Source organism: Streptomyces sp. NPDC085900, from assembly GCF_044540925.1.
Lineage (GTDB): Bacteria > Actinomycetota > Actinomycetes > Streptomycetales > Streptomycetaceae > Streptomyces > Streptomyces gilvifuscus.
Genome location: NZ_JBITSP010000012.1, coordinates 295,137 through 318,327 on the forward strand (window position 1 = coordinate 295,137; position 23,191 = coordinate 318,327).

Sequence of the window (23,191 nt, forward strand, 5' to 3'; positions counted from 1 at the left end):
GCGCTCCTGAAAGCCCGGGTCGACGGAGGCGAGACCGGCCGGGAGGACCGGTACATGCGCAAGGTGCCCCGGGTTCGACGTCAGCGCCGAGTCGCACAAATAGGACGCCCGGAACCTGTTCGTGGCGGGGGGGACGGGTGACCGGTACGCGGGAGATCGAGTACAGGATCCAGCAGGTCCCGGAGACCGGCCCAGTCAACTTCAGTGCTGCCTCGTCAGCGGTTGCCGCCACCGAGCCAAGGTCCACTCAGAGCTGGAGACCAGATGATCACGACCGAGTTTCCCTCGGCGGCAGCACGGGCCGCCGCCGCTGCCGCCCTGGCCGAGGACGCGTCGGGGAAGGACATCACCACCGTGTGGAGCGTTCCCGAGGACCTGGCGGCCAGAGCCGAGATCCGCACCCGGGACAGCGGCATCGCCGCCGGCCTCCCCATGGTCGCCGAGGTGTTCGCGCAGGTCGACCCCGAGGTCAAGGTCGAGCCGGTCGTCGCCGACGGCGCCCGACTGGCCGCCGGACAGGCCCTGGTGCACCTGTCCGGTTCGGCGCGCAGCCTGATCACCGGAGAGCGTACGGCGCTGAACTTCCTGCAGCGCATGTGCGGCATCGCGACGCTGACCGACCGCTACGTCCAAGCTGTGGCAGGGACCAGGGCGCGCATCCTGGACACGCGCAAGACGGCGCCGGGCCTGCGCGCCCTGGACAAGTACGCGGTCACCGCCGGCGGCGGCCACAACCACCGCCTCGATCTCGCGGCGATGGTCCTGCTCAAGGAGAACCACATCGCCGCGGCGGGCGGAGTGACCGCCGCGATCGAGGCGGTCAGGCGCGGGATGGCGCGCACCGGGCAGACCGTGGAGAGCGATGTCGAGGTGCAGACCGTCACCCAGGCCGTCGAGGCCCTCGACGCCGGAGCCCGCTGGATCATGCTCGACAACATGCCGGTGGCCGACATCGAGCAAGTCGTGAAGTTCCGGGCCGGGCGGGCCGACGCTTCCCGGATCCTGCTGGAGGCCTCGGGCACCATCCGCCTGGACACAGTTCCCGCCATCGCCGGGACTGGCGTCGACCTCATCTCGGTCGGGGCGTTGACGCACAGCGCGCCCGCACTGGACCTGACCATGCTGCTGACCACCGGCCCGGTGCCATGTCCGAGGTAGCGGTCGTCGACGCGTGTCAGCGAGACGGCGCGGGTGGCAGCCCGACCGCCGTTCTGGATGACGCGCCGTTCACCGACGAGCAGCGATGCCGCATTCCCACGGAGTGGGGAACATCGCACGCCGTCTTCCTCCGCGCGACCGGAATCGAGCGTCGTCAGCCCGCGTACACGCTGCGGTTCTTCACTGCCCAGGGCGAACTGCCCGCCTGCGGCCACGGCACCGTCGCCGCCCTCGCCCTGCTCGCCGAACGGGAAGGCAGCGACCACGACTACCGCGCCGTCCTGCGTACGGCCCACCGCAGCTTCGACGGTCGGGCAAGCCGAAGCAGTGACGGCCTGACAGCGTCGTTCGACCCGGGACCGGTCAGCCTGCGTAGCGCCGGTGGACCCGAACTGAGGGCAGTCGCAGGCGGCCTCGGACTGACGGAGGACGCGGTTGCCGGCGACGCCTGCGTGGCGTCGAACGGACGGCCGAGGCTTCTGCTGCCCATCCGATCCCGCGCCGCACTGGCCGAACTCACGCCGGACTCCACCCTGTTACGCGCAGCCTGTGACCGCTACGGCCTGCTGGGCTGCTACGCCTACTCACCCCCGGACCGACACGGCCGAGCAGGAGCCCGGATGTTCGCCCCGTCGATCGGCGTCCCCGAGGACATCGCCAACGCCAACAGCACTGCCTGCCTGGCAGCGCATGCTGCCGGGTTCGGCACACACCGCCTCACTGTCGACATGGGTGACCACCTCGGCAGCCCGTCCACCATCACAGCGACGGTCCACCGCGACCGCACAGGACACCGGATCCGGGTCGGCGGCCAGGCAGCGATCGTGCGCAGGGGCATGCGATGAGGCCCGCGGCTCAAGGCGAGGGTGGCGGTGCGCAGCAGGTCCGACCGCTCCGGTGGGAGCCCGGCCAGGTCTGGCGGCATCTGTGGCAGGGGCTCAGGTTTGATGACCGATCACGTCGAACTGGTGCGACTCCTCCCTCCTTGTCGGCTCCTCTTCGTTCCAGTCCGGGCCGCCGCCCTTCCGCCGAGGCCACTCATCGACTCGACCGGCTCTGGCTCGTCCTCGCCCGCCGACGCTCACCCGAGACCAATCCGATCGCAGCCCCAGCCGGTTGATCGAAGCCGTCCGACTTCGACGCCGTCTCCGCCGGCTCGCTGACCCACAGCGCGCCGGCCATGGATCTGAGCATGCTTCTGATCACCAATTCTCAGCACAGGAGGTACCGTGGCCAAGGGCTACTGGGTCAGCGTCTACCGCACCATCGCAGACCCTGAGAAACTTGCCGCCTACGACAAGTTGGCCGGTCCAGCCGTCAAGGCCGCGGGCGGGCGGCTGCTCTCCCGCGGCAGCCGGGTCGTTGCACACGACGCCGGAATCGCCGAGCGCACCATCCTGATCGAGTTCGACAGCTTCGAACAGGCAGTCGCCGCACGCGCGAGTGCGGCCTACCAGGAGGCACTTGCCGTACTTGCTGATGCCGTCGAGCGCGACTTCCGCATCATCGAAGGCCTCGACTGACGACCGACGCCGTGTCAGGGAGGCACACGATGCCGGCCGCGGGGATCGCCCCGGCTCGTCAGCGCGCCGCACCATCGCGAAAGGCGTCAGGCCGGGCGCATCGGCGGTGATGTCCGGTCCGGCGACGGTTCCTTCCCGACGGCGCGGCGGCTCGGACGTCGCCTCGATGTCGGCGAGGGTGCGTTGATGAGGTTCCGGCGGCCGATGTGAGTCATCAGGGCGGCGTACGGGTTCGAGGTCGCGATGTTGGAGAAGTAGAACGTGCCTCGGCGACCGGTGGCGCGCCCGGGCCGTGGTAGGGCCGACTGTCTGATCCGCCGTGATCGCCTGATTCAGCGATCACGGCGGCGCGGGTAGCTCCGACGGCTCACTCAGTAGCCGTCAACCCCCAGTTCCGTGATGCCGGCGTAGAGCCAGCTCCACACGGTGCCCGTTGGGGTGTCCTGGTCGGCCAGGTCCGGGGCGAGTTCCGCCAGCTCCGCCAGGAAAAGTTCCGTGACGTCCTCCTGGCTGCCCTCTACCGGGTACGGGTGCCAGCGGGCGTTAGTAGCGGTCGACGGCCTCCAGGACGCGGGTGAAGACGTCGAGGTCCGGTGCGAGCAGCACCAGCGCGTCGTCCGGCCCGGTCAGACGGCTTCGGATGTGCACGGTGCCGTCGTGACGGTGGAGGTACAGCTCGCCGTACTCGGTGTCACCGAAGGCGATCAGGTCCTCCGCGGCCACCCCGTCGGGCAGACCCTCGCCAGCCAGGTCCTCCCGGGCCGGGGGACGCATGGCGTCGACAGGGCGGGTCTCGTACTGGCCACTGTGGCAGACCCACCAGGTGGGCAGGCCGACGTCCCGCAGAAACCGTCTGCTGCCCGCGTGGGCGAGTCCCTCGGGCAGCTCGCTTTCGGGGATGCGCACCACGTGCTGCTTCCCGGTTGACCTCTGGTCAACCGGGCACCCCGCGGCACCCGCTAGTACAGAGGTACGCCTCCCCGGCGTCCCACCTTCCTGTCTAGGCAGCGCTTTGTGGTGCCGGTCCGCTTCCGCCCGGTGCTCAAGAACCACCGGAGGCGTTACCGCCCCGTCCACATCCCGCTCGGCATGGGTGTACAAGGCCCTCCCCATCTGGCCCGTTGTCGTTTCAAGGCCGTTGGCCGGCCTTCACTGGCCCGACTGAAGTCGACCGCCACCTTCCCGATGGCCAGGCGCGTGCAGAGGACGAGGCACCCGCTCGACACAGGGAAACGGAGCCACGCCCTGACCAGGCGGTCCAGAGGGCAGCGCGGCTGATGGTGTGTCCCAGGGCAACTGAAAGGATCAGGTCTCTATCAACATCCTGGCGCGGTCCGCGAGCAGAGGCATCAACCGCCCCCGCCAAGTGTCGAGATCGACATGCCCGCTGGACATGCCGCCGTGGGCGTACTGCTCCCGGTACACCTGCGACTCACGCTCGGTGTCGAGGTCGACCCCCACTACCTCACTGAACGCCACTCGCAGGAGGCTGCTCACCTCCGCAACGGATGCCGGGATGTCGGTTCCGGACAGGTGGCCGCGAAGGGCCCGCCAGACGTAGGGGTCGCCCCGCAGACCCCACTGCTCCGGTTCGGGATCGAAGAGGTTCGCCATCTTTGGTCCTGCGTCATCGTGTGCCATGACGGCAGCCTCGCACGACTGCGCTCTTGACCAGCGGCTCAGGCTCCAGCACACCGGTTCAGTCGGACTTCCCACGTATGTGGGAGACGGTTCGCCCTACGGATTGCTGCGCCGCTGCGCTTCAGCCGGGGCACCCGCCGGCCACCGAGCGGAAGTCGCTCGGTCAGCTTGTCGCCTCTGCGCGAAGGCGCCGCACGTCCCGTAGCAGCGTGTACAGCTCGACGACGGCGATCACGCCTCCTGCGACGATCCAGAGAGCCGATGCCCCAGAACGGTACGCATCGATGGCCACGATGAGCAGCATCGCGCTTCCAAGGAGGCACACAGCCGAGATCAGAGTGCTGATGCGAGTGGTCACGTGGACATCTTCAGCGACATCATCGCGCAGCGGGTGCGATGTGAAGGATTCGGCTTCGTATTGCAACGCCGGTTGTCGCCTGAGATGGCAGATCAAAGGTTGTGGCCACGTTGTTCGATGGAACTGATCGGGCCTGGTGTTGGCGCCGCCGATGCCCCGTGGCCCCTACAGGCTGTGATCGACGGTCACGGGCCCGCGCATGGTCGGATCCGTGATCAGGTCCTCACCGCGATGGCTAGATCCAGGGCGCCCACCCGAAGGTGAAGAGGTACGCCCGCCGCAGCGCATCCTCTCCCCGCACAGCTCGCAGAAGCGTGACCACCAGTGCCGCGAGGAACAGCACGGCAAATGCTCCGCCAATGGTGGCACCCACCACGGCTCCCGCCGCCATGCCAGTGACCCCACTCACCACGATCACAATCCCTAGACCAAAATGCGCAGCTGGTAGGTCTGCGCGCAAAGCATGTCGTACGGCCCTACGAGCCATACGCATGTCGGAGCTGTAGCGCTCTCGTGCTGCCACTGGGTCAGCCGCGGAGCCCTCGGGCCACTGTTGCACCTACTCACCCCCTGGCTCGGGCAACTACTCTCCGCCGGTCCCAGACGAACCGCCGTCCCAACTTCAATGTGTTCAGGCTCAATTGGTCTTGTCCAGGGCCTGGCGGACCCAGTCGAAGTTAGTGGGGTCTTGATCATGTCGGCGGGTGAGCCGAGGTTGAGTCATTGCCGTACCCGGGTGGCGAAGGCGCGGGCCTGGCGGCGCGAACGCCTTCGCCGGCGTTGCACCTGGCGGCGTAGCCGTGCGCTCGTCGAGAACGACGTCGTACGCAAATTCACCCGCACCGGCTTCCGGGACATCGAGCCCGTCTACCGCCACCCCTCTCCATCGACGACTGCGCCCTGCACCCACGTTCCGACGCCGACACCATTCGCCCTCATGTGACGCCTCGTACCTCCTCCTCACGACAGACCGCGGTCGCCGTCACGGCCGTCCACGACGGCGTGGCGGTGAGCCAACTGCCAGTGCAGGGCGGGGACGGCAATGTCCGCGGTTTCGAACCGGGCGGCCGTCAGCGGCGGAACACGGGTGACACGTGGCGGGGCTGGAGTGGGTGCGGAGACGGGGTCCGGGCCGGCCGTGATCGAGCAGTTGTCGGCGGACGCGCCTATGTGCTCAACGACGTACAGGCGAATGTGCTCAACTGTGCGCTGTGCGTTGCGGATCGAGCAGCCGCTTGGGCGGGGCTGTCCCTGCTGGTGGCGGCGTCACTGCAGAGCGATCTCCTCGCCGATCGATTGCTCGCGGGCGGCCGCGACGACCAGGGCCGTGGCCGCGGCGTCCTGTACGGCCACACCGACCGACTTGTAGAGGGTGATCTGATCCGGCGCGGTGCGTCCCGATTTGCTGCCTGCGATGAGCTCGCCCAGCTCGGCGTGCACGTGATCGGTTGTGATGAGGCCGTCGCGGATCGGCATGAGCAGGTCGTTGCTGCCCGCGGGTGGCGGTGCGAGCACGGCCTGGCGGGACTCGACGCATACCAGCGCCTCGGCGACCGTGGCGTCGTCGATCTCGCGGCCGGCCGGGTTGTAGCCCACCGACGTGATGTGCAGCCCTGGTGACAACCAGGGGCGACGGATCACGGGTTCGACGGCGTGCGTCGTCGCTGCGGCGATGTCCGCGCCGTCCAGCGCCTCGGCGTAGCTGGAGGCGGCCTGCACGTCAGCCTCGAGGACGGAGGAGAGTTCCTCGGCCAGGGCAGCGGCTCTCGCCCGGTCCCGGCCGGCCACACGGATCTGCCGGATCGGTCGGACCCGGCAGATCGCGCGAGCGTGGGACCGGGCCTGCACGCCAGTGCCCAGCACGGCCAGCACCGACGCGTCCTCGCGGGCCAGCAGCCGCGCCGACAGCGCGGAGCAGGCACCGGTCCGCGCTGCGGTGATGGCCGTACCGTCCAGCACGGCAGCGGGCTCGCCGGTGTCCGGATCGAACGCCACGATCAGCGCCTGATGGGTCGGTATCCGAGCCCCGTCGTTGTGAGGAAAGAGTGACACCAGCTTGGTCATGAGCACCTCGGCCGACGCCAGGAAACCCGGCATGGCCGCCAGAAAGGCATCGTGTTCGGGCACGAGGGCGGCGACGCGATCGGGCACCGAGGCACGGCCCGCACTGAGGTCTGCCATCGCCGGGACCAGGGCATCGATCAGCGTGTCCACGTCGAGCAGGTCCTCGACCTGCGAGCGGCTCAGCACCAGCATGCGCCTCAACCTCCTGTTGCCGGTCATTCGGCCGGCGACCGCACAGCCAAAGCGTCGAGCATCGACGCCCGTCGCACCAGTCATGACACGCCCCACTGCCTGAGCACGTTCATCCGTACGCGGCTGAGCACATCGGCGTGTACGCCGACAGCAGGACAGCAGGACGGCAGTCGGGTCTCCAGGGCCCCGGCGAAGGTGATGCCGACGTGCGCGAACCGGTCGGCGACCGTGCGGCTCGCGAGGGGGACGTCGGGGACTGTGGAAACGGGGGCAGCCGAAACGGGCTGGGCCTGACCCGTGAGGCTTCCCTCGTTCCGAGGTCACGAGGACGGCAGTGAGGAGGCGCGACACCACCAGGACCGGGTCCGATGCCGACACCACCGCCGCCGTCAGCCGTGCGACCGTCGAGACGTCACCGCCGCGCAGGGACGCCGAGCGGCGGGTGCTCGAGAACGCGGGGCTTGTACTCGACCAGCTGGATGCGGTCGTCGAAGGTGCGATGCCCGATCATCTCGAGGGCAACGTCCGGATAGCCGTCGTAGATGCGTTCTTCGCCCGTGGCCCCTGTGATCACCGGGAACATCACGACCCGGAAGCGGTCGACGAGTCCGGCTCGTAGCAGGGACCGGCACAGGCTGAGACTGCCGATCGTGCTGAGAAGCCCCGAGCCACTCGACTTCATGGCGCGGACCGCCTCGACGGCGTCGTCGCGGACGAGCCTGGAGTTGGCCCACGTCAGTGGCTCCTCGAGCGAAGAGGAGAACACCACCTTCGACGCTTGCGTGAGCTCGTCGACGGACGCCTCTTCTTCGGGCCTGAACTCGTCTTGGCCAGGGGGGACCTCGCCTGCGGCGAAGCCCGACATCAGGCGGTAGGTGTTCGCTCCCATCAGGTAGGTGGCCTCGGGCTGCTCGCCGAGCCATGCGAGGTACTCCGGCCCCTCGAGGCCCCAGAACCCGGGCCACCCCTCCCCCGATGCGTAACCGTCTAGGGAGGTGATGAAGTCGACGAGGAGCTCCGACATGGCGGTGTCCTTTCGTGGGGTGTCACGACCTTGGACCGGCCGGGAGCCACAAACTCATCGGACGCGCTGTGGAGTACCGAGAAAATCCATGGCCGAGCAGTCGATCCGGTCGGCGGAGCGGTACTGCTTCGGAGGACCGGGGCCTCACATGTGTGGAGAGGGTTTCGACGGTGTTCGAAGGGATGGCTGGGCGGCGCCTACGGTGTGACGCAAAGAGATCCATCCTAGCGATTGGGACCAAGCGGTTCGGCAGCGGCTCTTACAACACGCCGGGCGGTGTGGCCGTCCGGTGGAAACGCCACGCACCTGACTGCCCCGCCGACGATCATGCCGAACCTGAGCGGTGTGTGCCGACAGCCACTGTTGTACGGGAGGTGCGACACCCTCATGCGTCCGGCCGAAGCGCTGGGCCTGACGGACGAGCGTGGCGGCGTACCCCGGATCCCCCGAACGGGCTGCCAAAGCGCGACAGGTGCCGGGGGCGGGATTTCCATGGAAGACATGTCCCGACTCGACAGCGCATGCCACCGTCCCCTTCGCTCTGCCGCGGCACTGGGCCTGGTGGCGGTGCTGACCGCCGGCTGTACCGGGGCCGACGCCGACACCACCACCGCCGCCGGCCGCGCGGTCGTCGAGACGTCGCCGCTGCCCACCGTCCCACCCGCCCAGCCACCGTCACAGCTCACCCAGGCCGAGGTAGACACCGCGGTGAGCCGGCTGGACGGCGTCGTACGGGACGCCATGCGCCGCACTGGCGTGCCCGGAGTCGCCGTAGGCGTGGTGCACGACGACAAGGTGCTGTATCTGAAGGGGTTCGGCGTGCGGAAGGCAGGCACGAAGGACCGGATCGGAGCCGACACCGTCTTCCAGCTCGCCTCGGTCTCCAAGCCCCTTGCGTCCACGGTGGTCGCCGCGGCAGTGGGCGAGAAGACCGTCGCCTGGGACGACCCGGTCGTCAAGCACAGCGCCGGCTTCACCCTGAAGGATCCCTGGGTCACCCGCCATGTCACGCTGGCCGACCTGTTCTCGCATCGCAGCGGCCTGCCCGACCACGCCGGAGACCTCCTGGAGGACCTCGGTTACGACCGCTCGTACATCCTGGACCACCTCCGCTACCAACCGCTCGCCCCCTTCCGCGCCCACTACGCGTACACCAACTTCGGGCTGACCGAAGCCGCCGTCGCCGTCGCACGAGCCGAGGGGACAAGTTGGGAGAAGCTGTCCGCCGAGAAGCTGTATCGGCCGCTCGGCATGGACTCCACCAGCTCTTCCTTCGCCGACTACGACAAGGCAGCCAACAAGGCCTCCCTCCATGTGAAGACCGGGGACACCTGGCGTGCCGAGCACGTGCGCGACGCGGACGCCCAGAGCCCGGCGGGCGGGGCCAGCTCCACAGTCCGGGACATGACGAAGTGGCTGCGCCTGCAACTGGGCAACGGCAAATTCGAGGGGCGGCAACTCATCGACGCCGACGCGCTGGAACAGACCCACCTGCCGCACATCGTCTCCGAGCCGCCGCACGCGCCCGCAGGCAGGGCCGGGTTCTACGGGCTCGGCTGGAACGTGAGCTACGACGACCAGGGCAGGCTGAAGCTCAGCCACTCCGGCGCCTTCGCGCTGGGGGCGGCCACCAACGTCACGCTGTTGCCCTCGGAGAAGCTCGGCATCGTCGTCCTGACCAACGGCGAGCCCATCGGCGTACCCGAGGCGATCGCCACCACGTTCCTCGACACCGCGCAGACCGGCGGGCCTACCGTCGACTGGCTGACATTCCTCGGGCCCATCTTCAAGCAGGCGGCGGAGGGAGAACGCTCGCCGGTCGACTACAACAAGCCTCCGGCCTCGCCCGCACCCGCCAAGGCGACCAGCGCCTACACCGGAACGTACGCCAATGACTACTACGGCCCGATGACCGTCAGCGCCCAGGGGGACGAGCTCACCATGCAACTTGGGCCCAAGAAGCAACGATTCACCTTGCGCCACTACGACGGTGACACCTTCAGCTACAGCACCACCGGCGAAAACGCCGTCGGCTTGTCCGGCGTGACGTTCACCGTCGGGTCTAGCGGACGCGCCGACAAAGTCCGGGTCGAGAACCTCGACACGACCGGTCTCGGCACCTTCACGAGGAACGACTGAGACTTGTCTCGAAACTGATCTTCGACTGCAGCAGGTGGATCCCCCTGCACTGGGGAGCTCCGAGCCATGCGACGAGAGTGGGTTTGTGTAGGCGGGCGGCGCCAAGCATGGCGAGGACGCCGTCGTCCTTGACGTGGTGGTGGCGTGGGAACTCAGGCTTGGGTCGCACTGCTGGGCAATTGCTGGCTGGACCTGCTGCTCCTGGAGACGCGGAGCCTCAGGGGTTTTGGATACGCCGGACCGCAGCCACGAGTTCGGCAGGCAGTGCGGGACCAGCGCACGCGTGATCAATCAGCAGGTCCCGGTATGAGTCGTTCGGCAGATTCGGCGCGAGTTTGATGAGTTCGCTCAGATCGGCACGCGAGCCGGTCAATCGTGCACGATAGGCAGCCCCTGCCGCGCGAAGCGAGAGCTCAGCCGGCTCGTATCTCATCCCCTGATCGATCAGCCGGACCGCAGAGGTGAAGTCGCCCTGCTCAGCACGCACATCCGCCAAGTCGAGGTAGAGCGACCAGTTGGCCGGTTCCAGGGCAAGAGCGCGCTCGAACGCCGCCACGGTCTGCTGAAGATCACCCAGCTTGCGCCACGTACCCGCTCGCACAACTTCCGTCAGCATGATCCGTTCAACGGAGTCCGCCTGGTCGCAGAGGGCAAACGACGCATCGGTGAGACCGCACGCCCGCAGCAAGATCGCCATCTTGGCCAACGCCTCCGGCAACGGCTGGCGGGCAGAGACCACGTCGATGGCTTCGAACCAGGGCCGGAATCGTTCCTGCATGCTTTCGGTGTCCAGATCATGGCCATAGTCCATCGTCCGCATTGCGGCCTCGGCCATCGCATCGGCACTCACCACACCGAGAAATCGTTCATCCCTGAACCAGGGGGCTTTGGCCCAGGCGATGTCGGGTCGCACACCCGTGACCGATCCGATCGCCAGCACCGCGCCGTCCATGTCGTCCCGGAGGAAGCTGATGTACGACTGCGCCAGTACCGTCCTCAAGGAGTCGGCACCCTGAACGACCTCGGCCAACTCCGACGGCTTGTCCCTCCACAACTCGGCAAGAACCGCATAGGGCTCGGGGTTCTCAGGTGCGGAGGCGATGGCACCCGCAAGATAGTGCACGGCTGCTGATGGGCTGCCCCCGCAGTGCACCATCACCCGCGCGAGACCTATTCCAGCTGCTACCGGCCGATTCGACATCGTCCGAGAGTATCCCTGGTCCGAACTCTGTCGGCCGGCCCCCATGGCTCGCTGGACACGATGCCATGATCTTGTTGTGGCAGGAGTGATTGCGGCCTCGGAACCCTCCTGGATAGCCGCAGTCACCGGGCTGAGCCCGCGGCAGGTCCGCAAGCTGATTACCGAAACGGTGCAGCGCGCTGACGAGCCGGGGTGATCCCCGCGGCCGGCATCGTGTTCCTCCCTGACGCGGCATCGGTCGTCAGTCGAGGCCCTCGATGATGCGGAAGTCGCGCTCGACGCCGTCGGAGAGGCGACCAGTGCCTCCTGGTAGGCCGCACTCTCGCGTGCCGCGACGGCCTGCTCAAAGCTGTCGAACTCGATCAGGACGGCACGCTCGGCGATTCCGGCGTCGCATGCGGCGACCCGACCGCCACGGGCGAAGGTCCGACCGCCCCCGGCCTGGACGGCCGGAGCGGCCAGCTTGTTGTAAGCAGCCAGCTTCTCAGGGCCTGAAATGGTGCGGTAAACGCTGACCCAGTAGCCCTTGGGCATAGAACCTCCAGTGTCGGGATGAGTGCATCCGACTTACGGGTTGGTCTCGGACGAGCGTCGGCGGGCGAGAGCGAGGCTTGTCAGCGTCGTGATCGCCATGGCGCCGATGCCGACCAGCGCCGCGGTGGTGTAGGCGCTGTCGTCGGGGAAGAGGTGGCCGGGGGCGGTGCCCGCGGCCAGGATCAGGCCGCCGATGGCGCTGCCCAGGGAGTACCCGACGCTGCGGACGACGTAGCTGAAGCTCATGGCGCTCGACGTCTCGCTCTGGGGGTGACGGCCAGGATGACGCCGGGCATCGCGGCCGAGAAGCGGCCGACGCCGAAGCCGAGCATGCCCGTCGCCGCGAACAGTTCGGCCAGATCCGACCGGGCGCCGCGAACAGAGCACACCCCCCGCCGACCACGACGGCGCTGCCGGGCCAGGAGCAGGGGGTCAGCGCACCGCGACGACAGCGAGGCCCGCCGCCACGGCGAGGTGCCGGCTCCACAGATTCCGTTCGCCGGCGAGGAATAGCACCAGGAGCAGTGCAGCGGCCAGGACGACCGCGCCTGCCACGTCCACGTGAGCGGAGCGGCCTTCGGGAGCTGCGGGCATGGAGCGCCACGCGGTCACGAAGGCCATGGCGGTGACGAGCAGGCCGAGGCCGTAGGCGGCCCGCAGTCCCCCGAACTCGGCGAGCAGCGCGGCCAGCGGGTAGCCGACGCCGGCCCCGATGATCGAGACCACCGAGATCAGCGCGATCACGGCCGCGCTGCGCTCCTCGGGAAGATGGTCGCGGGCCACGCCTATCATCAGCGCCGTGAGACCGAGTCCGACGCCTTGGCCGCTCGGCCCACGAACAGCCAGGCGAACGGCAGCGGCAGCACGGTGCGTGCTGCCGATGACGACGATCGCCAGCGGGGCGAGTTTCATGGCCCGCCGGTGCGGACCGGCTCCGAGCCGGCCGAGGACGGGTGTGGCGACGGCGCCGCTGAGCAGGGCGATGGTCAGCGTCCACTGCGCGCTGTGGAGGGAGACGTGGAACGTGGTCGCCACGCTGGTGATGAGCGGCGTCCCGAGGCTGGCGACCGCCGCCACGTCCCAGCTAACCAGCCGGTGACATCCACTCAGACGGACAACTGACCACCCGCAAACACCGTCAGAGCCATCCTTGCGAAAACCATTGGTGCCCGGCTTGCTCCGCTGATGGACTGGCCTCCTACCGTGAGTCTGCCGCGTGACGGAGGTAGTGGTAGTGACAGGCTATGACGTGCTTGCCGAGGTGTACGAATGGCTCATCTCGGATGCAAAGTTGCCTCCAGCCGAGTTCGCTGCGTCGTTCGACGACGTCCTCAATCTCCTGCCGTCGAACGCTCACGTCCTCGACTGTTCGTGCGGAACCGGACAGTTGGCGGTGGGCCTCGCCGGTCGTGGCATGCAGGTTGTCGCAACTGACGCCAGCGAGGCAATGGTTCGTCGGACTGCAGAGTTGTCTGAGGAGTTCGGGGCATCCGTCCGGGCCCTACGGGCGAACTGGGAAGAGTTACCCGACCATTTCCAGGACAACACGTTCGACATGGTGTTCTGCGTTGGCAACTCGCTTCACCATGCCGCGGGCGCGACAGGCAGGGGTGCTGCTCTGGAGTCGATGTCACGGCTTCTGCGCCCCGGCGGGCGCTTGGTACTCACATCCCGCACTTGGGAACTCGTGAGGGCCAGAGGTTCCCGGCTGGAGATCAGTGACCGACTCGTCCGCCGGAACGGTCGCGATGCCGTCGTGGTCTACCGCTGGGAGATTGCGCCGCATTGGGAGGAGGAGCACCACATCGAGATTGCGATCGCGCAAGTTGAGGCGACTGGCTTGGTTCTTGTCCGCTCGGAACTGCTGTCCTGCTGGCCCTACCGGTACGAGGAACTCGAAGTCGAGCTGCACCGGGTCGGACTCCAGACGGAACTGAGCACGTTCGATCTTGAGGCGGAGAACTACATGGTGGTCGCGAGCAAGGTATAAACACCGGACTCTCAGTCCCTGGCCGGACCGCGCGGTTGCTCGCAGGACGCTTGCGCCCTCTCATCGGTGCGGTTTCAAGTGGTCAACACAATGCCTCGGGCGAGGAGTGCTCGTCGATCAGACGGCGGTAGATCCGGGGTGACGGTGTGGCGCTGTTTCCTGGTCGCGTCCAGATCAATGAGCAGGATCTCGTCGATCAGCAGCGTGAACGGATCCAGCTTCGACGGCCGCGCCGAAGCGGTTGTCGTGCGTGGCTGCGGCCAAGCCGAGGTCAGGGCCTTGTTGACCGTGCTCCAGGTGACGCTACTTGCACTGCAACGCCCGGTTCGACATGCCATCGTGGGAGTCGCGCCGCAGCCCGGCGTACAACTCGACCTTCGACTGGCCAGGCGGCATCGGGGGTGCTCCTTTACTGAGCACTTCCAGCTTGACACCGCAACCCCGATGGGGACGGCAGAATTCGCGAACATCTTTCTGGGCCATCACCTGGTGCCGTCAGCTTTCACGAACAACTGACGTCACCAACTGCCGACAGAACCACGCCCGCCAGGACCGCGCTACGCCCTCGTACAACGGGAGATCCTCGCCCTCGACACCGTGACCGGTGAGATGGCCCTTCCCTACCGCACGCCACGCCAGCGCGCGACCCCGATCGCACCCAGTGTCCACGCGGTGCCGCTGACCGTCTCGTCCTGCTGAGTCGTGTAGTAGGAGCGGCCGTTTCCGGTGCACTCGACGAAGGCGGTACGGGTGACGGCCAGCAGGGCTCGCAGATCGTCGTACCCGAACTCCACCAGCCGGTCCTCGCCAGGGGTGCCGCGTAGCCCGCTCCCCCACAGGACGAGGCTCGTGATGCGGGTGGTCGAGCATCGGAGCTTGCGAAGGAGCCGCCATGTCTTCAGGGTGGCCACCGCCTGCTCGACGAGTGCCCGGATCTTGGCATGGGACCGGTTCACGGCCTGCTGAGCCGTGGAAAGGCTGTCCCAACGGCCGTGGCAAGGAATGCGGATTGTGCCGTCGTCACCGTGGTAGCCCTTGTCCGCCCGGCAGGTGATGCCAGCTGCGGCGAGGGCGTCGACGATGCCGTGCTCGCGGGCTGCCCGGACGTCGTGGACGGCTCCGGGCAGGGCAGGTGATGCCCACAGGAGGCGGCCCTTCGGGTCGGCTATGACCTGCACGTTCATGCCGTGCATCTTGTGCCTGCCGGAGTAGAAGTGCCGGTCGGCGGCGATCCGGTCGATCGCCATCAGCGTCCCGTCCAATATCAGGTACGCCTTCAGCAACGCGGCCCGGACGGCTTCGGCGAGCAGAGGTGCGAGGGCGCCTAGGAGCTCGACGGCCTCAATGACGTAGCGGTAGACGGTGGTGATTCCGACGCCGAAACCGGCTGCGAGCTGGGGATAGGTATGTCGGTTAGGGAGGTGGACGAGAACGAGTAGGGCCTCTCGGCCCGCACTCAGACGCCGCCATCGGGTGCCGATAGCGCGGCGGCGCGCTCGCAGGCGGGCGGACAGAAAGCGAAGGGCAGTGCCGGACACATCGACACCCGACGGATAGACGAACACGCGCAGCCTCCGGTAGAGACGGTTCTCTGGTCGAAACCCACCTACCAGGAGCTTCATCGTCTCGTGCGCAGACGACTTCGTTTTCCCGAATTCAAGGAAAGTTTGGCAACGTGTGCGCTGCCGCAGTCACCCCTGCCAGGCGTCGGCCACCGAAGGGGCCAGTGCACCGGCCTGGGCGTGGCCCGCGCGGGCGGCAGCCGGCCGGCGGGTGTCATCCGCCATGTTGCGGCCCATAATGCGGCGCGCGGCGCGGTCGGGGGACATCAGGATGACACGCGTTCCGTCGTCGGTCAGTTCCGCAGCCTGCTGCGAGGCGCTCGGATGCGGCCCGACCGCCTGAGGGACCGGCACGACCGCCAGTACCTGGCGGTACCCGCGCGCGAGTTGAAGGTTGGCGGTCGAACGGCTGCCGCCGTCCATCCAGCGTCGGCCCGCCACGGTGACCGGCGGCCATACGACGGGTACAGCGCAGCTCGCGGCGACCGCTTCGAGGAGTGTCGCTCCAGAGTGCGAGCTGAACACCTCCGTCTGTCCGCTTTGCGCGTCAACCGCGGCGATCCGCAGCTCCCGCTCGGGCCAGTCGCGTACGTGGCCCAGGAGCGCACCTACCGTGTCGAAGACGTCCGACTCGGGGCCAGTCCGGGCGCGGAGTGCTGCCCGGGCGAGGCGTTCGATGGACCGCTGGGGATCGCGGGAGCCGAGCGCAGCCCAGAGGAAGCGCGCTGTCTGACGCGCTGTCACCGGCAGACGAACCGCGTCTGCTCCGGACAGCTGACGCTCGTAGAGATCCGAGGCCGGAACGCCGGACCGGAGCCGGGATCCGAAGACGGCACCGGCGGAGGTCCCGATCACGACATCGGCGCTGCCGAGATCGATCCCGGCCTCGGTGAGGCCGGCGAGCACCCCGGTCAACCAGGCTCCGCCCACCGGTCCGCCGCCGCCGAGCACGAGTGCGGTGCCGGGCATGCTTTCCCCTCCCCGTGAATGACCGCGGATGTCCCCCCGCGGGAAGCAAAACGGGGAGCAATCCCCGCTTGCTCGGCCGACGATAGCATCCGTATCGGGGAATGCTCCCCGATACGGGGCGAGGAGAGGGAGACACCATGGGCGACCGTTCGCCGGTAGGACGCCGTGATGCGCTGCGCAACCGGAAGCTGCTGACGGACAAAGCCCGCGAGGTCTTCGCCGAACAGGGCCTGGACGCTCCGCTCGATGTAATCGCCCGGCGGGCGGGCGTGGGCAACGCCACCCTCTACCGCCACTTCCCGACCCGCGCCGCGCTCGTCGACGAAGTCTTCCGGGATGCACTCACGGAGACCACAGCAGCGGGCAAGCGGGCACGGACCGCCGAGGACGCATGGACTGGACTCACGCAGTACCTGCGAACCGTGTTCGCGGGCCTGGCCGCAGACCGCGGCACCAACGACCTCATGACCACGAACCTGGAAGGCGTCACCTCCCTGGAGGCGATCCACGCCCACAACCGCGAAACCATCGACGAGCTGCTCCGGCGCGCTCAGGAGCAGGGCACCATCCGCCCGGACCTCACCACCGAGGACCTGCTCTTCACCCTCGCAGCACTGGGCCGGGCTGTTCCCGCGCTCACCACGGTCGCCCCGGATACCTGGCTCCGCCCGCTCGCCCTGCTCCTCGACGGTCTTCGCACCAACCCGACCGCGCCCCCGCTGCCCACGCCGGCCCTCACTTCCGACCAGCTCGGCAAAGTGCTGCTCAATCTCGGCCCGCACAGGCGGCGTTGAGAGGCCTGTGACTCACACGGTTGCCCTGTAGGCCGCCCCCTGACCAGGAACCTCTCCGCCTCGGCGTCACGATCAGGTTGAAAAAGGCTCACTGTCTTTTCGTGAGCGAGGCGCCTACGCGCCCTGATGGGCCTGACGGAACGCGCCCGGAGTCATGCCGGTGTGGCGGGTGAAGAACTTACCGAAGTTGGTGGGTTCGACGAAGCCGAGCCGTCGTGCGATCGTCGCCACCGGTTCGTCTGTGTGGGCGAGCAGCCGTTGAGCCTCCAAGGCCACGCGGGCGTCGATGACGTGCTTCACGGGCTGTCCGGTGGCGGCCAGGCAGGCACGCGTCAGTGTCTTGACGGTGTACCCCAGGCGGTGGGCGTAGTCGGCGGCGCGACGGGTGGTGGTGTACCCGCGCTCCAGCTCGGCACGGAAACGGCGGTACACCTCGCCGCCCGCCTGCGGGTCGCCACCGCCCTCGGGGTGCGGCAGGCGGTCGATCTGCAGGAGCACCGTTGCAAGGAGGAGCTGGAGGATCTCCGCCGACACGGTCTGCGCCGGACGGTCGTACTCAGCCCGCATCTGCCCGAACAGGGTCGACAACACGGCGTACTCGGGGCCCGCCCCCAACTGCCTGCAGGCCGGCCCGTACCACTCCCCCACCAGCCGGTCGGCACTGCTGGTGTGCGACGGGAAGGCCGGCGTGAAGAGGAGGTGGGTGCCGTTCGCCGTGCCGGGCCGGACGAAACGCTGGACCTGGCCCGGCCGGACCCACAACAGGGTGCCGGGGCGGCATGGATAGGTCACGAAGTCGATCGCATGCTCGCCGTTCCCCTCCGTGATCAGCGTGAGCGTGTGGAAGTCCACCCGGTGCACCAGGTCGGGCCGCCGGCCCCGGCGCCGACGCCGCTCGTGCAGCGTGGCGAGATCGATGATCTCGAACCCGGGAACCCGATCGTCAGGGGGACGGAAGCCAAGCCGGAGGATGGCGTCTCCCGGGGCGGGATCGCCGTCTCGCAGGTCCGCGGGACGCATCACCATCTCCAGATGTCCTCGATTTACCATGCCGCGTCTTCAGCGTATCTCGCCTGCCTGCGGCGATGTGACAACAGTGGAGGACATCGAGGCGGCACAAGGCCGTCTTCACCGCAAGGAGCCCCTATGAACGGCTCGGTCACCGTCCTCGGCAAGGGCGCGGTCCGCATTCACAGCTACATGTCGCCGGCCGACACCTTCCACACCACCACCCAGCTGATCGAGACCCCGGCGCGCATCATCGCGATCGACGCCCAGCTGCTGCCCGCCTACGCAGACGAGGCCGTCGCCTACGCCAAGGGACTCGGCAAGCCGATCGACCGCCTCATCGTCACCCACGCCCACCCGGACCACTACAACGGCGCCTCCCGCTTCGGCGTCCCCGTCCACGCGCTGGCTCGGGTGAGTCAGCAGATCGTCGCCCGCGGCGACAGCCACCTGCCGACCGGCCAGGTCATCCCGCTCGCCGAGTTCACCCCGAGCGTCGCCCTCGTCCCCGGCACGGAGGTCATCGACGGCGTCACCTTCGTCTTCGAGGCCGTCTCAGGCGGCGAGGCGGCCGACGAACTCCTGATCAAGCTGCCGGAGCAGGGCGTTCTGATCGCCCAGGACCTCGTCTACCACGACCTCCACCTCTACCTGGGCAACAACGACATCATCGGCTGGCAGCAGGCCGTGTCGCAACGGCCGACCTCCCCATGGGGGCGGCGCCGTCCAGGCCCTCGCGACCTCCGGCGGCACCGTGCCCCACCCCGTCCACCGCCCGGCAGCGCTGCCCACCAGCAACCCGATCCCCGGCGACACCCCAGGGCATCGCCCGCCAGCAGGGCACGCCGTACTTCTACGTCGGCAGCACCGGCGACGGCACCACCTACGGCGGCACCATCCACCGGAGCGCAACCCAGGTGTTCCTGCGCGGCGGCAACGACGATGGCCCCGACCTTCTCATCGTCAACTTCCAGTTCCAGATCGTCGACCCCTGGCTGCTGTTTCGACATCGTGCGGGTGCGCGTCCAATAGCAGTACGGCACCTCAGCAAAGAGAAGGGACCACGCCCATGAAGATCACCATCATCGGGGCCGGGAACATGGCCCGCGGTATCGCCACCCGGGTCCTGGCCGGCGGCCACACGGTCACCATCACCGCCAAGGACCCCGGCAAGGCCGTACGGCTCGTCGACGAACTACGCCAACAGGCTGACGGCGCAGGGCGGGTGGGTGCCGACGACGAAGCCGCCGTCGACCAGGCGGACATCGTGGTCCTCGCGGTGCCCTTCGACGCGGCCAGGCAGCTCGCCGCCTCCTACGGGCCACGGCTCGGCGGCAAGGTGCTGATCGACATCAGCAACCCCGTCGACGCCACGCTCGACGCACTCGTCGTCGCCCCGGACACCTCCGCCGCCGAGCAGATCGCCGAGGCCGCCGGAGCGGAGGTGCGCGTGGTCAAGGCGTTCAACACCACTTTCGCCGCCACCCTGGTCGCCGGTCAGGTGCACGGCACTCCGCTGGACGTCTTCATCGCCGGTGACGACCAGAGCGCCCGCGAGGAGGTCGCCGACCTGGTCGCCTCCGGCGGACTGAACCCGGTCGACGTCGGCGCGCTCGAGCACGCACGCCAGCTGGAGGGCTTCCAACTGCTCCACATGGCGCTCCAGATCCGCGAGGGCGGCTACGGCTGGGCCAGCACGATCAAGATCGTCGCCCCCTGAACCGATTCCCCGCCCCCATCCACGCTGTCGGCCCGCCTTATCCCTGCGGGCAGACAGTGGCCCCGACGCACACCAGGAGAATCACCCCACCAACCTCGACAAGGGCACGGTCCTGCGCATCCCAGCCACGGCGCGCAGCACCGCGGGCACAATCCAGGTACAGGCCACCGGTATGCCCTCCATCGACGACTTCGCCTTCACCGGTCGCGGCGACACCCTCCTCGCCGCCCGCGACGACAACCAGGTCGACCTCGTCCGCCCCGACGGCACCCACTCCGCGGTGCTCACGGCCGCCGACGGCCTCCAGACTCCGACCTCCGTCGCGGTCCACAACCACACGGTGTACGTCCCCAGCGCCGCGTACCTCACGAACGAGGACCCCGACCTGCTCGTCGCCCACCTCGACCGCTGACACAGCCGTACCGGCCGCCCCATCCCCGGCGGGGGCGGGCGGCAGGCAACCCTGACGCTCGCGCCGCCGACCGACGCAGTCCGGAACACAGATGGGCGCAACTCCGCAGACCGGCACCCCAGCGGACGACACACAACGAGCCGCCGCCCGGGTCCGCACGGACCTGACACAGCTGGAGCGATGCGGCTTCTCCCCCGCCCGCGACGACGTGACCGAACAGATCCTCTCACTCAAGCGCGAAGCGGTGGAGTTCCGTGACGCCGTCGGGCCACTGCTGCCGGTCCTGCCGCCCTTCACCACCGCGCGGGAAGACTGGCCGCGCCAGATCGTGCCCTTGTCCTCGCCATCCCCACGCTGGTCGGCGGGATCTACGCCGATCGGGGCGCGGGCCGCAAGGAATTGCGGCTGGGATTCATCGTGGATCCGGCCGTCGGGTCGACCTGCTCCCAGCGGTAATCGGACTCGCGTTTCGGTGACTTCGTCGACGACGCGGCGCGATCACCTGCATCTGATCGTTACCGCGCCTACCAGCTGGCCGCGCTCTACCGCCACGCCAGCCGACTGCCGGAAAGCACGAGCCGCTGAAATAGATGTGCAGCCGGGTGAAACCATCCTTCGCCCGTTGACGGAATGCGTTGCCACGAAGGTTCAAGCAGGTCTCGATCGAAAGGGAAGACCGCCATGAACACACGTGTTGCGGGCGCCACCGTGGCCGTCGCAATTGCCGTCACCCTGTCCGTCAGCGCCGGGGCTTCCGCGTCGGCTCAGCAGCAAGCCGCTGGTGATCAGGCCACGGTGTCAGTACTGCACGCCGTGCCCGGCCTGACCGTCGACGTCTACGCCGGGGACAAGGAGCTGATCCCGGACTTCAAACCGGGCACGCTCACGGACCCGATGAAGCTGGACGCGGGCTCGTACGACATAAAGATCTTCAAGGAAGGTGAGGGTCCGGACGGCTCGCCGGCCATCGAGAAGAAGGTGGACGTGCCCGCGGGCGCGAACGCAACGCTGGTCGCCCACCTCACAGCCGACGGCAAGCCTGCGCTTGACGCGTTCGTCAACGACATGTCCAAGATCCCCGCGGGGAAGGCCCGGCTGACCGTGCGCCATGTGGCCGCCGCACCCGCGGTCGACGTCCGGGCCAACGGGAAGGCCGTCTTCAAGGACCTGCAGAACCCCAAGGAGGCCAAGGGCGAGGTCGCTGCCGGCACGGTCTCCGCCGACGTGGTGCTCGCCGGAACCGACACCGTGGCGATCGGGCCCGCCAAGCTGAACCTGGCCGAGGGCACCAACACGGTTGTCTACGCCTGGGGCAGCGCCGATGACAAGAACCTGCAGCTCAAGGTGCAGTCCCTCACCGGAATGCACTCGGCGCCGAGTGGTGTCCCGGCCGGCGAGACCGGCGCGGCCGCCGCTCACAACGAGGGTCTTCCGATCGGTGCTCTGTCCCTGGGCGCGGTGTCGGCCCTGAGCGCTGCGGGACTGCTCCTGCGGCTGCGCCGAACCTCGCGCTGAGACCTACGCCCATCGGGGTGCCGCCGCGGTCGGTCCGGCGGCACCCTGCCCTTCTCCCAGTGAAGAGGAACTCTGCATGAGCAAGCCCTCGTCACGGCTTCTGCTGGTCATGGGACTGTCCGCCGCCCTGGTGGGGCTCATCGTCTCCGCCCTGCTGCTCGTCGATGCCCGGCTCGGGGGCCCGGTGGCCGGTGCCCGAGACTTCGGCACGGCGTCGGGCGCCGGCCCCGTGTCCTCCCATCAGACGCCGCGGGTCCCGCCCGAGGACTCGTCCGCGGCCAGGGCGCGCGGTGCCGAAGCGCCGAGGCGTACAGGGACGAGCGAACCGTCGTCGCTGACCCTGCCCCGTCTCGACGTGAGGGCAACCGTCAAGGCGGTGGGCGTCGCGGCCGAGGGTCAGATGGAGATACCCGCCAACCCCAAGCAGGTCGGGTGGTACCGCTACTCGCCGGAACCGGGTTCCCCGGAAGGTTCGACGGTCATCGTGGGCCACGTCGACTCCAAGGGGCGCGGACTGGGGGTGCTGGTTGCCCTGAAAGACGTACACGCAGGTGACCGGGTGCTCGTGCGGCAGAAGGACGGCGGCGAGGTGGAGTACCGGGTGAGCTCGCGCCGCACTATCGGCAAGCGGGACCTGGCAGCGTCCGGGGCGTTCCGCCGGGACGGGCCGGCCGTCCTGACTTTGATCACCTGCGCGGGCCCCTACCTCGCGGACAAGGGCGGATATCAGAACAATCTCGTCGTCACTGCTGTGGAGGCGCCGACGTGACGACGGCATGGGGCGGCTCCCAGGTACTGGCGGCTACTGTTGCGGTCATGAGCACCCGCTCGGACGGAGAGCTCGGGCAAGGCTTCGCCGACGGCGACGAGGCCTGCCTCAACGAGGCATACCGCCGCTGGGGCGCGCTGATCTTCACCGTGGCAGCAAGGAGACTGGGAGACTCCGAGGAAGCGAAGGACGTCACTCAGCAGGTGTTCGTCGGTGCATGGCGAGGTCGCAAGAGCTACGATCCCCAGCGTGGTTCCCTCAAGACATGGCTGATGGGTATCACCCACAAAAAGGTGGCCGATGCGCTCATCCGCCGCTCCCGGCATCAGCGGGACATCGAAGCGGTCACCGTGGCGGGCGCCGCGGAGGTGTCTCGGGAGGATGCCCCAACGGATTCCGTCGTCGACTTCGTGGTGCTGGCGGACGAACTGGACCGCCTTCCCGAACAACAGCGGACCGTACTCGAAATGGCGTTCTACGAGGATCTCACCCAGGCGCAGATCGCCCAGCGCACCGGCCTTCCGCTGGGGACCGTCAAAAGCAACACACGGCGCGGACTGATGCGCATGAAGAAGCGATTGGAGGTGGACGGTGGAGCACACTGATGAAGAAACGCTG

Annotated in this window: 23 protein-coding genes and 4 pseudogenes; 14 read left to right on the forward strand and 13 right to left on the reverse strand. The window is 68.3% G+C overall.

Translation table 11 applies throughout. The features are described from left to right. The first annotated feature begins 264 nt into the window (after positions 1-264). From nadC to ACIGDI_RS34705, 3 genes are all read left to right on the forward strand, one after another. Positions 265-1,158: a carboxylating nicotinate-nucleotide diphosphorylase gene (nadC, locus tag ACIGDI_RS34695; RefSeq protein ID WP_399905193.1), complete on the forward strand. Its 894-nt coding sequence runs from the start codon at positions 265-267 to the stop codon at positions 1,156-1,158. After that, a complete protein-coding gene (locus ACIGDI_RS34700) occupies positions 1,146-2,003 on the forward strand; it encodes a PhzF family phenazine biosynthesis protein (protein ID WP_399905196.1) in 858 nt (285 codons plus the stop codon). The genes nadC and ACIGDI_RS34700 overlap by 13 nt, the downstream gene beginning before the upstream one ends. A 384-nt stretch (positions 2,004-2,387) precedes the next feature. Next, positions 2,388-2,681 (forward strand): DUF1330 domain-containing protein, encoded by a 294-nt coding sequence (locus tag ACIGDI_RS34705; RefSeq protein WP_399905199.1) that lies wholly within the window; start codon positions 2,388-2,390, stop codon positions 2,679-2,681. 543 nt (positions 2,682-3,224) lie between these two features. Here the strand turns inward: ACIGDI_RS34705 and ACIGDI_RS34710 are convergent. The 5 genes from ACIGDI_RS34710 to ACIGDI_RS34730 all read right to left on the reverse strand — a co-directional run bounded on the left by ACIGDI_RS34710 (position 3,225) and on the right by ACIGDI_RS34730 (position 7,960). Then, positions 3,225-3,587 (reverse strand): SUKH-4 family immunity protein, encoded by a 363-nt coding sequence (locus ACIGDI_RS34710; RefSeq protein ID WP_399905202.1) that lies wholly within the window; start codon positions 3,585-3,587, stop codon positions 3,225-3,227. Positions 3,588-3,986: 399 nt separating this feature from the next. Then, on the reverse strand, positions 3,987-4,295 hold the full coding sequence (locus ACIGDI_RS34715) for a hypothetical protein (RefSeq protein ID WP_399905205.1): 309 nt from the start codon (positions 4,293-4,295) through the stop codon (positions 3,987-3,989). 190 nt (positions 4,296-4,485) lie between these two features. After that, positions 4,486-4,680 carry a hypothetical protein gene (locus ACIGDI_RS34720; RefSeq protein WP_399905208.1) on the reverse strand — a complete coding sequence of 65 codons (195 nt, stop codon included), beginning with the start codon at positions 4,678-4,680 and terminating at the stop codon, positions 4,486-4,488. Between the two features lie 1,266 nt (positions 4,681-5,946). Next, positions 5,947-6,936 (reverse strand): ornithine cyclodeaminase family protein, encoded by a 990-nt coding sequence (locus ACIGDI_RS34725; RefSeq protein ID WP_399905211.1) that lies wholly within the window; start codon positions 6,934-6,936, stop codon positions 5,947-5,949. A gap of 412 nt (positions 6,937-7,348) precedes the next feature. Beyond that, a complete protein-coding gene (locus tag ACIGDI_RS34730; RefSeq protein ID WP_399905214.1) occupies positions 7,349-7,960 on the reverse strand; it encodes a dihydrofolate reductase family protein in 612 nt (203 codons plus the stop codon). Between the two features lie 501 nt (positions 7,961-8,461). Here ACIGDI_RS34730 and ACIGDI_RS34735 point away from each other — a divergent pair. Then, on the forward strand, positions 8,462-10,099 hold the full coding sequence (locus tag ACIGDI_RS34735) for a serine hydrolase (RefSeq protein ID WP_399905217.1): 1,638 nt from the start codon (positions 8,462-8,464) through the stop codon (positions 10,097-10,099). Positions 10,100-10,316: 217 nt separating this feature from the next. Here the strand turns inward: ACIGDI_RS34735 and ACIGDI_RS34740 are convergent, their stop codons facing one another. Beyond that, entirely contained in the window at positions 10,317-11,345 is a 1,029-nt protein-coding gene (locus tag ACIGDI_RS34740; protein WP_399905220.1) for a tetratricopeptide repeat protein, read from the reverse strand. Positions 11,346-11,376: 31 nt separating this feature from the next. On the opposite strand from ACIGDI_RS34740, the pseudogene ACIGDI_RS34745 reads away from it, so the two are divergent. Then, positions 11,377-11,463: pseudogene (locus ACIGDI_RS34745) on the forward strand (IS5/IS1182 family transposase); the annotation flags it as partial. 78 nt (positions 11,464-11,541) lie between these two features. On the opposite strand, the pseudogene ACIGDI_RS34750 reads toward ACIGDI_RS34745, so the two are convergent. The 3 genes and pseudogenes from ACIGDI_RS34750 to ACIGDI_RS34760 form a co-directional block, all read right to left on the reverse strand. Next, positions 11,542-11,834: pseudogene (locus ACIGDI_RS34750) on the reverse strand (DUF1330 domain-containing protein). A 33-nt stretch (positions 11,835-11,867) separates the two neighbouring features. Then, complete coding sequence (locus tag ACIGDI_RS34755; RefSeq protein WP_399905222.1) at positions 11,868-12,080, reverse strand: hypothetical protein; 213 nt, start codon at positions 12,078-12,080, stop codon at positions 11,868-11,870. A 186-nt stretch (positions 12,081-12,266) separates the two neighbouring features. Next, positions 12,267-12,911 carry an MFS transporter gene (locus tag ACIGDI_RS34760; RefSeq protein ID WP_399905225.1) on the reverse strand — a complete coding sequence of 215 codons (645 nt, stop codon included), beginning with the start codon at positions 12,909-12,911 and terminating at the stop codon, positions 12,267-12,269. Between the two features lie 157 nt (positions 12,912-13,068). On the opposite strand from ACIGDI_RS34760, the gene ACIGDI_RS34765 reads away from it, so the two are divergent. Both ACIGDI_RS34765 and ACIGDI_RS34770 read left to right on the forward strand, forming a co-directional pair. Next, positions 13,069-13,824 carry a class I SAM-dependent methyltransferase gene (locus ACIGDI_RS34765; RefSeq protein WP_399905327.1) on the forward strand — a complete coding sequence of 252 codons (756 nt, stop codon included), beginning with the start codon at positions 13,069-13,071 and terminating at the stop codon, positions 13,822-13,824. Positions 13,825-14,001: 177 nt separating this feature from the next. Further along, positions 14,002-14,340, forward strand: a complete 339-nt coding sequence (locus ACIGDI_RS34770) for a hypothetical protein (protein ID WP_399905227.1) — start codon at positions 14,002-14,004, stop codon at positions 14,338-14,340. 107 nt (positions 14,341-14,447) lie between these two features. Here ACIGDI_RS34770 and ACIGDI_RS34775 read toward each other — a convergent pair. The 3 genes and pseudogenes from ACIGDI_RS34775 to ACIGDI_RS34785 all read right to left on the reverse strand — a co-directional run. After that, positions 14,448-14,669 (reverse strand): annotated as a pseudogene (locus ACIGDI_RS34775) (molybdopterin-dependent oxidoreductase); the annotation flags it as partial. Then, positions 14,664-15,389, reverse strand: a pseudogene (locus ACIGDI_RS34780) (transposase family protein); the annotation flags it as partial. The pseudogenes ACIGDI_RS34780 and ACIGDI_RS34775, both read right to left, overlap by 6 nt. Before the next feature lie 126 nt (positions 15,390-15,515). Next, the gene (locus ACIGDI_RS34785; RefSeq protein WP_399905230.1) at positions 15,516-16,355 is read right to left on the reverse strand and encodes a patatin-like phospholipase family protein; all 840 of its coding nucleotides are present in this window, start codon (positions 16,353-16,355) and stop codon (positions 15,516-15,518) included. Positions 16,356-16,492: 137 nt separating this feature from the next. On the opposite strand from ACIGDI_RS34785, the gene ACIGDI_RS34790 reads away from it, so the two are divergent. Continuing rightward, positions 16,493-17,149 carry a TetR/AcrR family transcriptional regulator gene (locus ACIGDI_RS34790; RefSeq protein ID WP_399905233.1) on the forward strand — a complete coding sequence of 219 codons (657 nt, stop codon included), beginning with the start codon at positions 16,493-16,495 and terminating at the stop codon, positions 17,147-17,149. A gap of 114 nt (positions 17,150-17,263) precedes the next feature. Here the strand turns inward: ACIGDI_RS34790 and ACIGDI_RS34795 are convergent, their stop codons facing one another. Next, positions 17,264-18,169, reverse strand: a complete 906-nt coding sequence (locus ACIGDI_RS34795; RefSeq protein ID WP_399905330.1) for an AraC family transcriptional regulator — start codon at positions 18,167-18,169, stop codon at positions 17,264-17,266. A gap of 126 nt (positions 18,170-18,295) precedes the next feature. Here ACIGDI_RS34795 and ACIGDI_RS34800 point away from each other — a divergent pair, with 126 nt between their 5' ends. The 6 genes from ACIGDI_RS34800 to ACIGDI_RS34825 all read left to right on the forward strand — a co-directional run bounded on the left by ACIGDI_RS34800 (position 18,296) and on the right by ACIGDI_RS34825 (position 23,178). After that, positions 18,296-19,189 carry an MBL fold metallo-hydrolase gene (locus ACIGDI_RS34800; protein WP_399905236.1) on the forward strand — a complete coding sequence of 298 codons (894 nt, stop codon included), beginning with the start codon at positions 18,296-18,298 and terminating at the stop codon, positions 19,187-19,189. Between the two features lie 37 nt (positions 19,190-19,226). Then, complete coding sequence (locus ACIGDI_RS34805; RefSeq protein ID WP_399905239.1) at positions 19,227-19,877, forward strand: NADPH-dependent F420 reductase; 651 nt, start codon at positions 19,227-19,229, stop codon at positions 19,875-19,877. A 172-nt stretch (positions 19,878-20,049) separates the two neighbouring features. Next, positions 20,050-20,289 carry a hypothetical protein gene (locus tag ACIGDI_RS34810; RefSeq protein WP_399905241.1) on the forward strand — a complete coding sequence of 80 codons (240 nt, stop codon included), beginning with the start codon at positions 20,050-20,052 and terminating at the stop codon, positions 20,287-20,289. Positions 20,290-20,970: 681 nt separating this feature from the next. Continuing rightward, positions 20,971-21,804 (forward strand): DUF4397 domain-containing protein, encoded by an 834-nt coding sequence (locus ACIGDI_RS34815; protein ID WP_399905244.1) that lies wholly within the window; start codon positions 20,971-20,973, stop codon positions 21,802-21,804. Positions 21,805-21,880: 76 nt separating this feature from the next. Beyond that, positions 21,881-22,573 (forward strand): class F sortase, encoded by a 693-nt coding sequence (locus ACIGDI_RS34820; RefSeq protein ID WP_399905247.1) that lies wholly within the window; start codon positions 21,881-21,883, stop codon positions 22,571-22,573. A 47-nt stretch (positions 22,574-22,620) separates the two neighbouring features. Beyond that, positions 22,621-23,178, forward strand: a complete 558-nt coding sequence (locus tag ACIGDI_RS34825) for a sigma-70 family RNA polymerase sigma factor (protein WP_399905250.1) — start codon at positions 22,621-22,623, stop codon at positions 23,176-23,178. Positions 23,179-23,191: the final 13 nt, after the last annotated feature.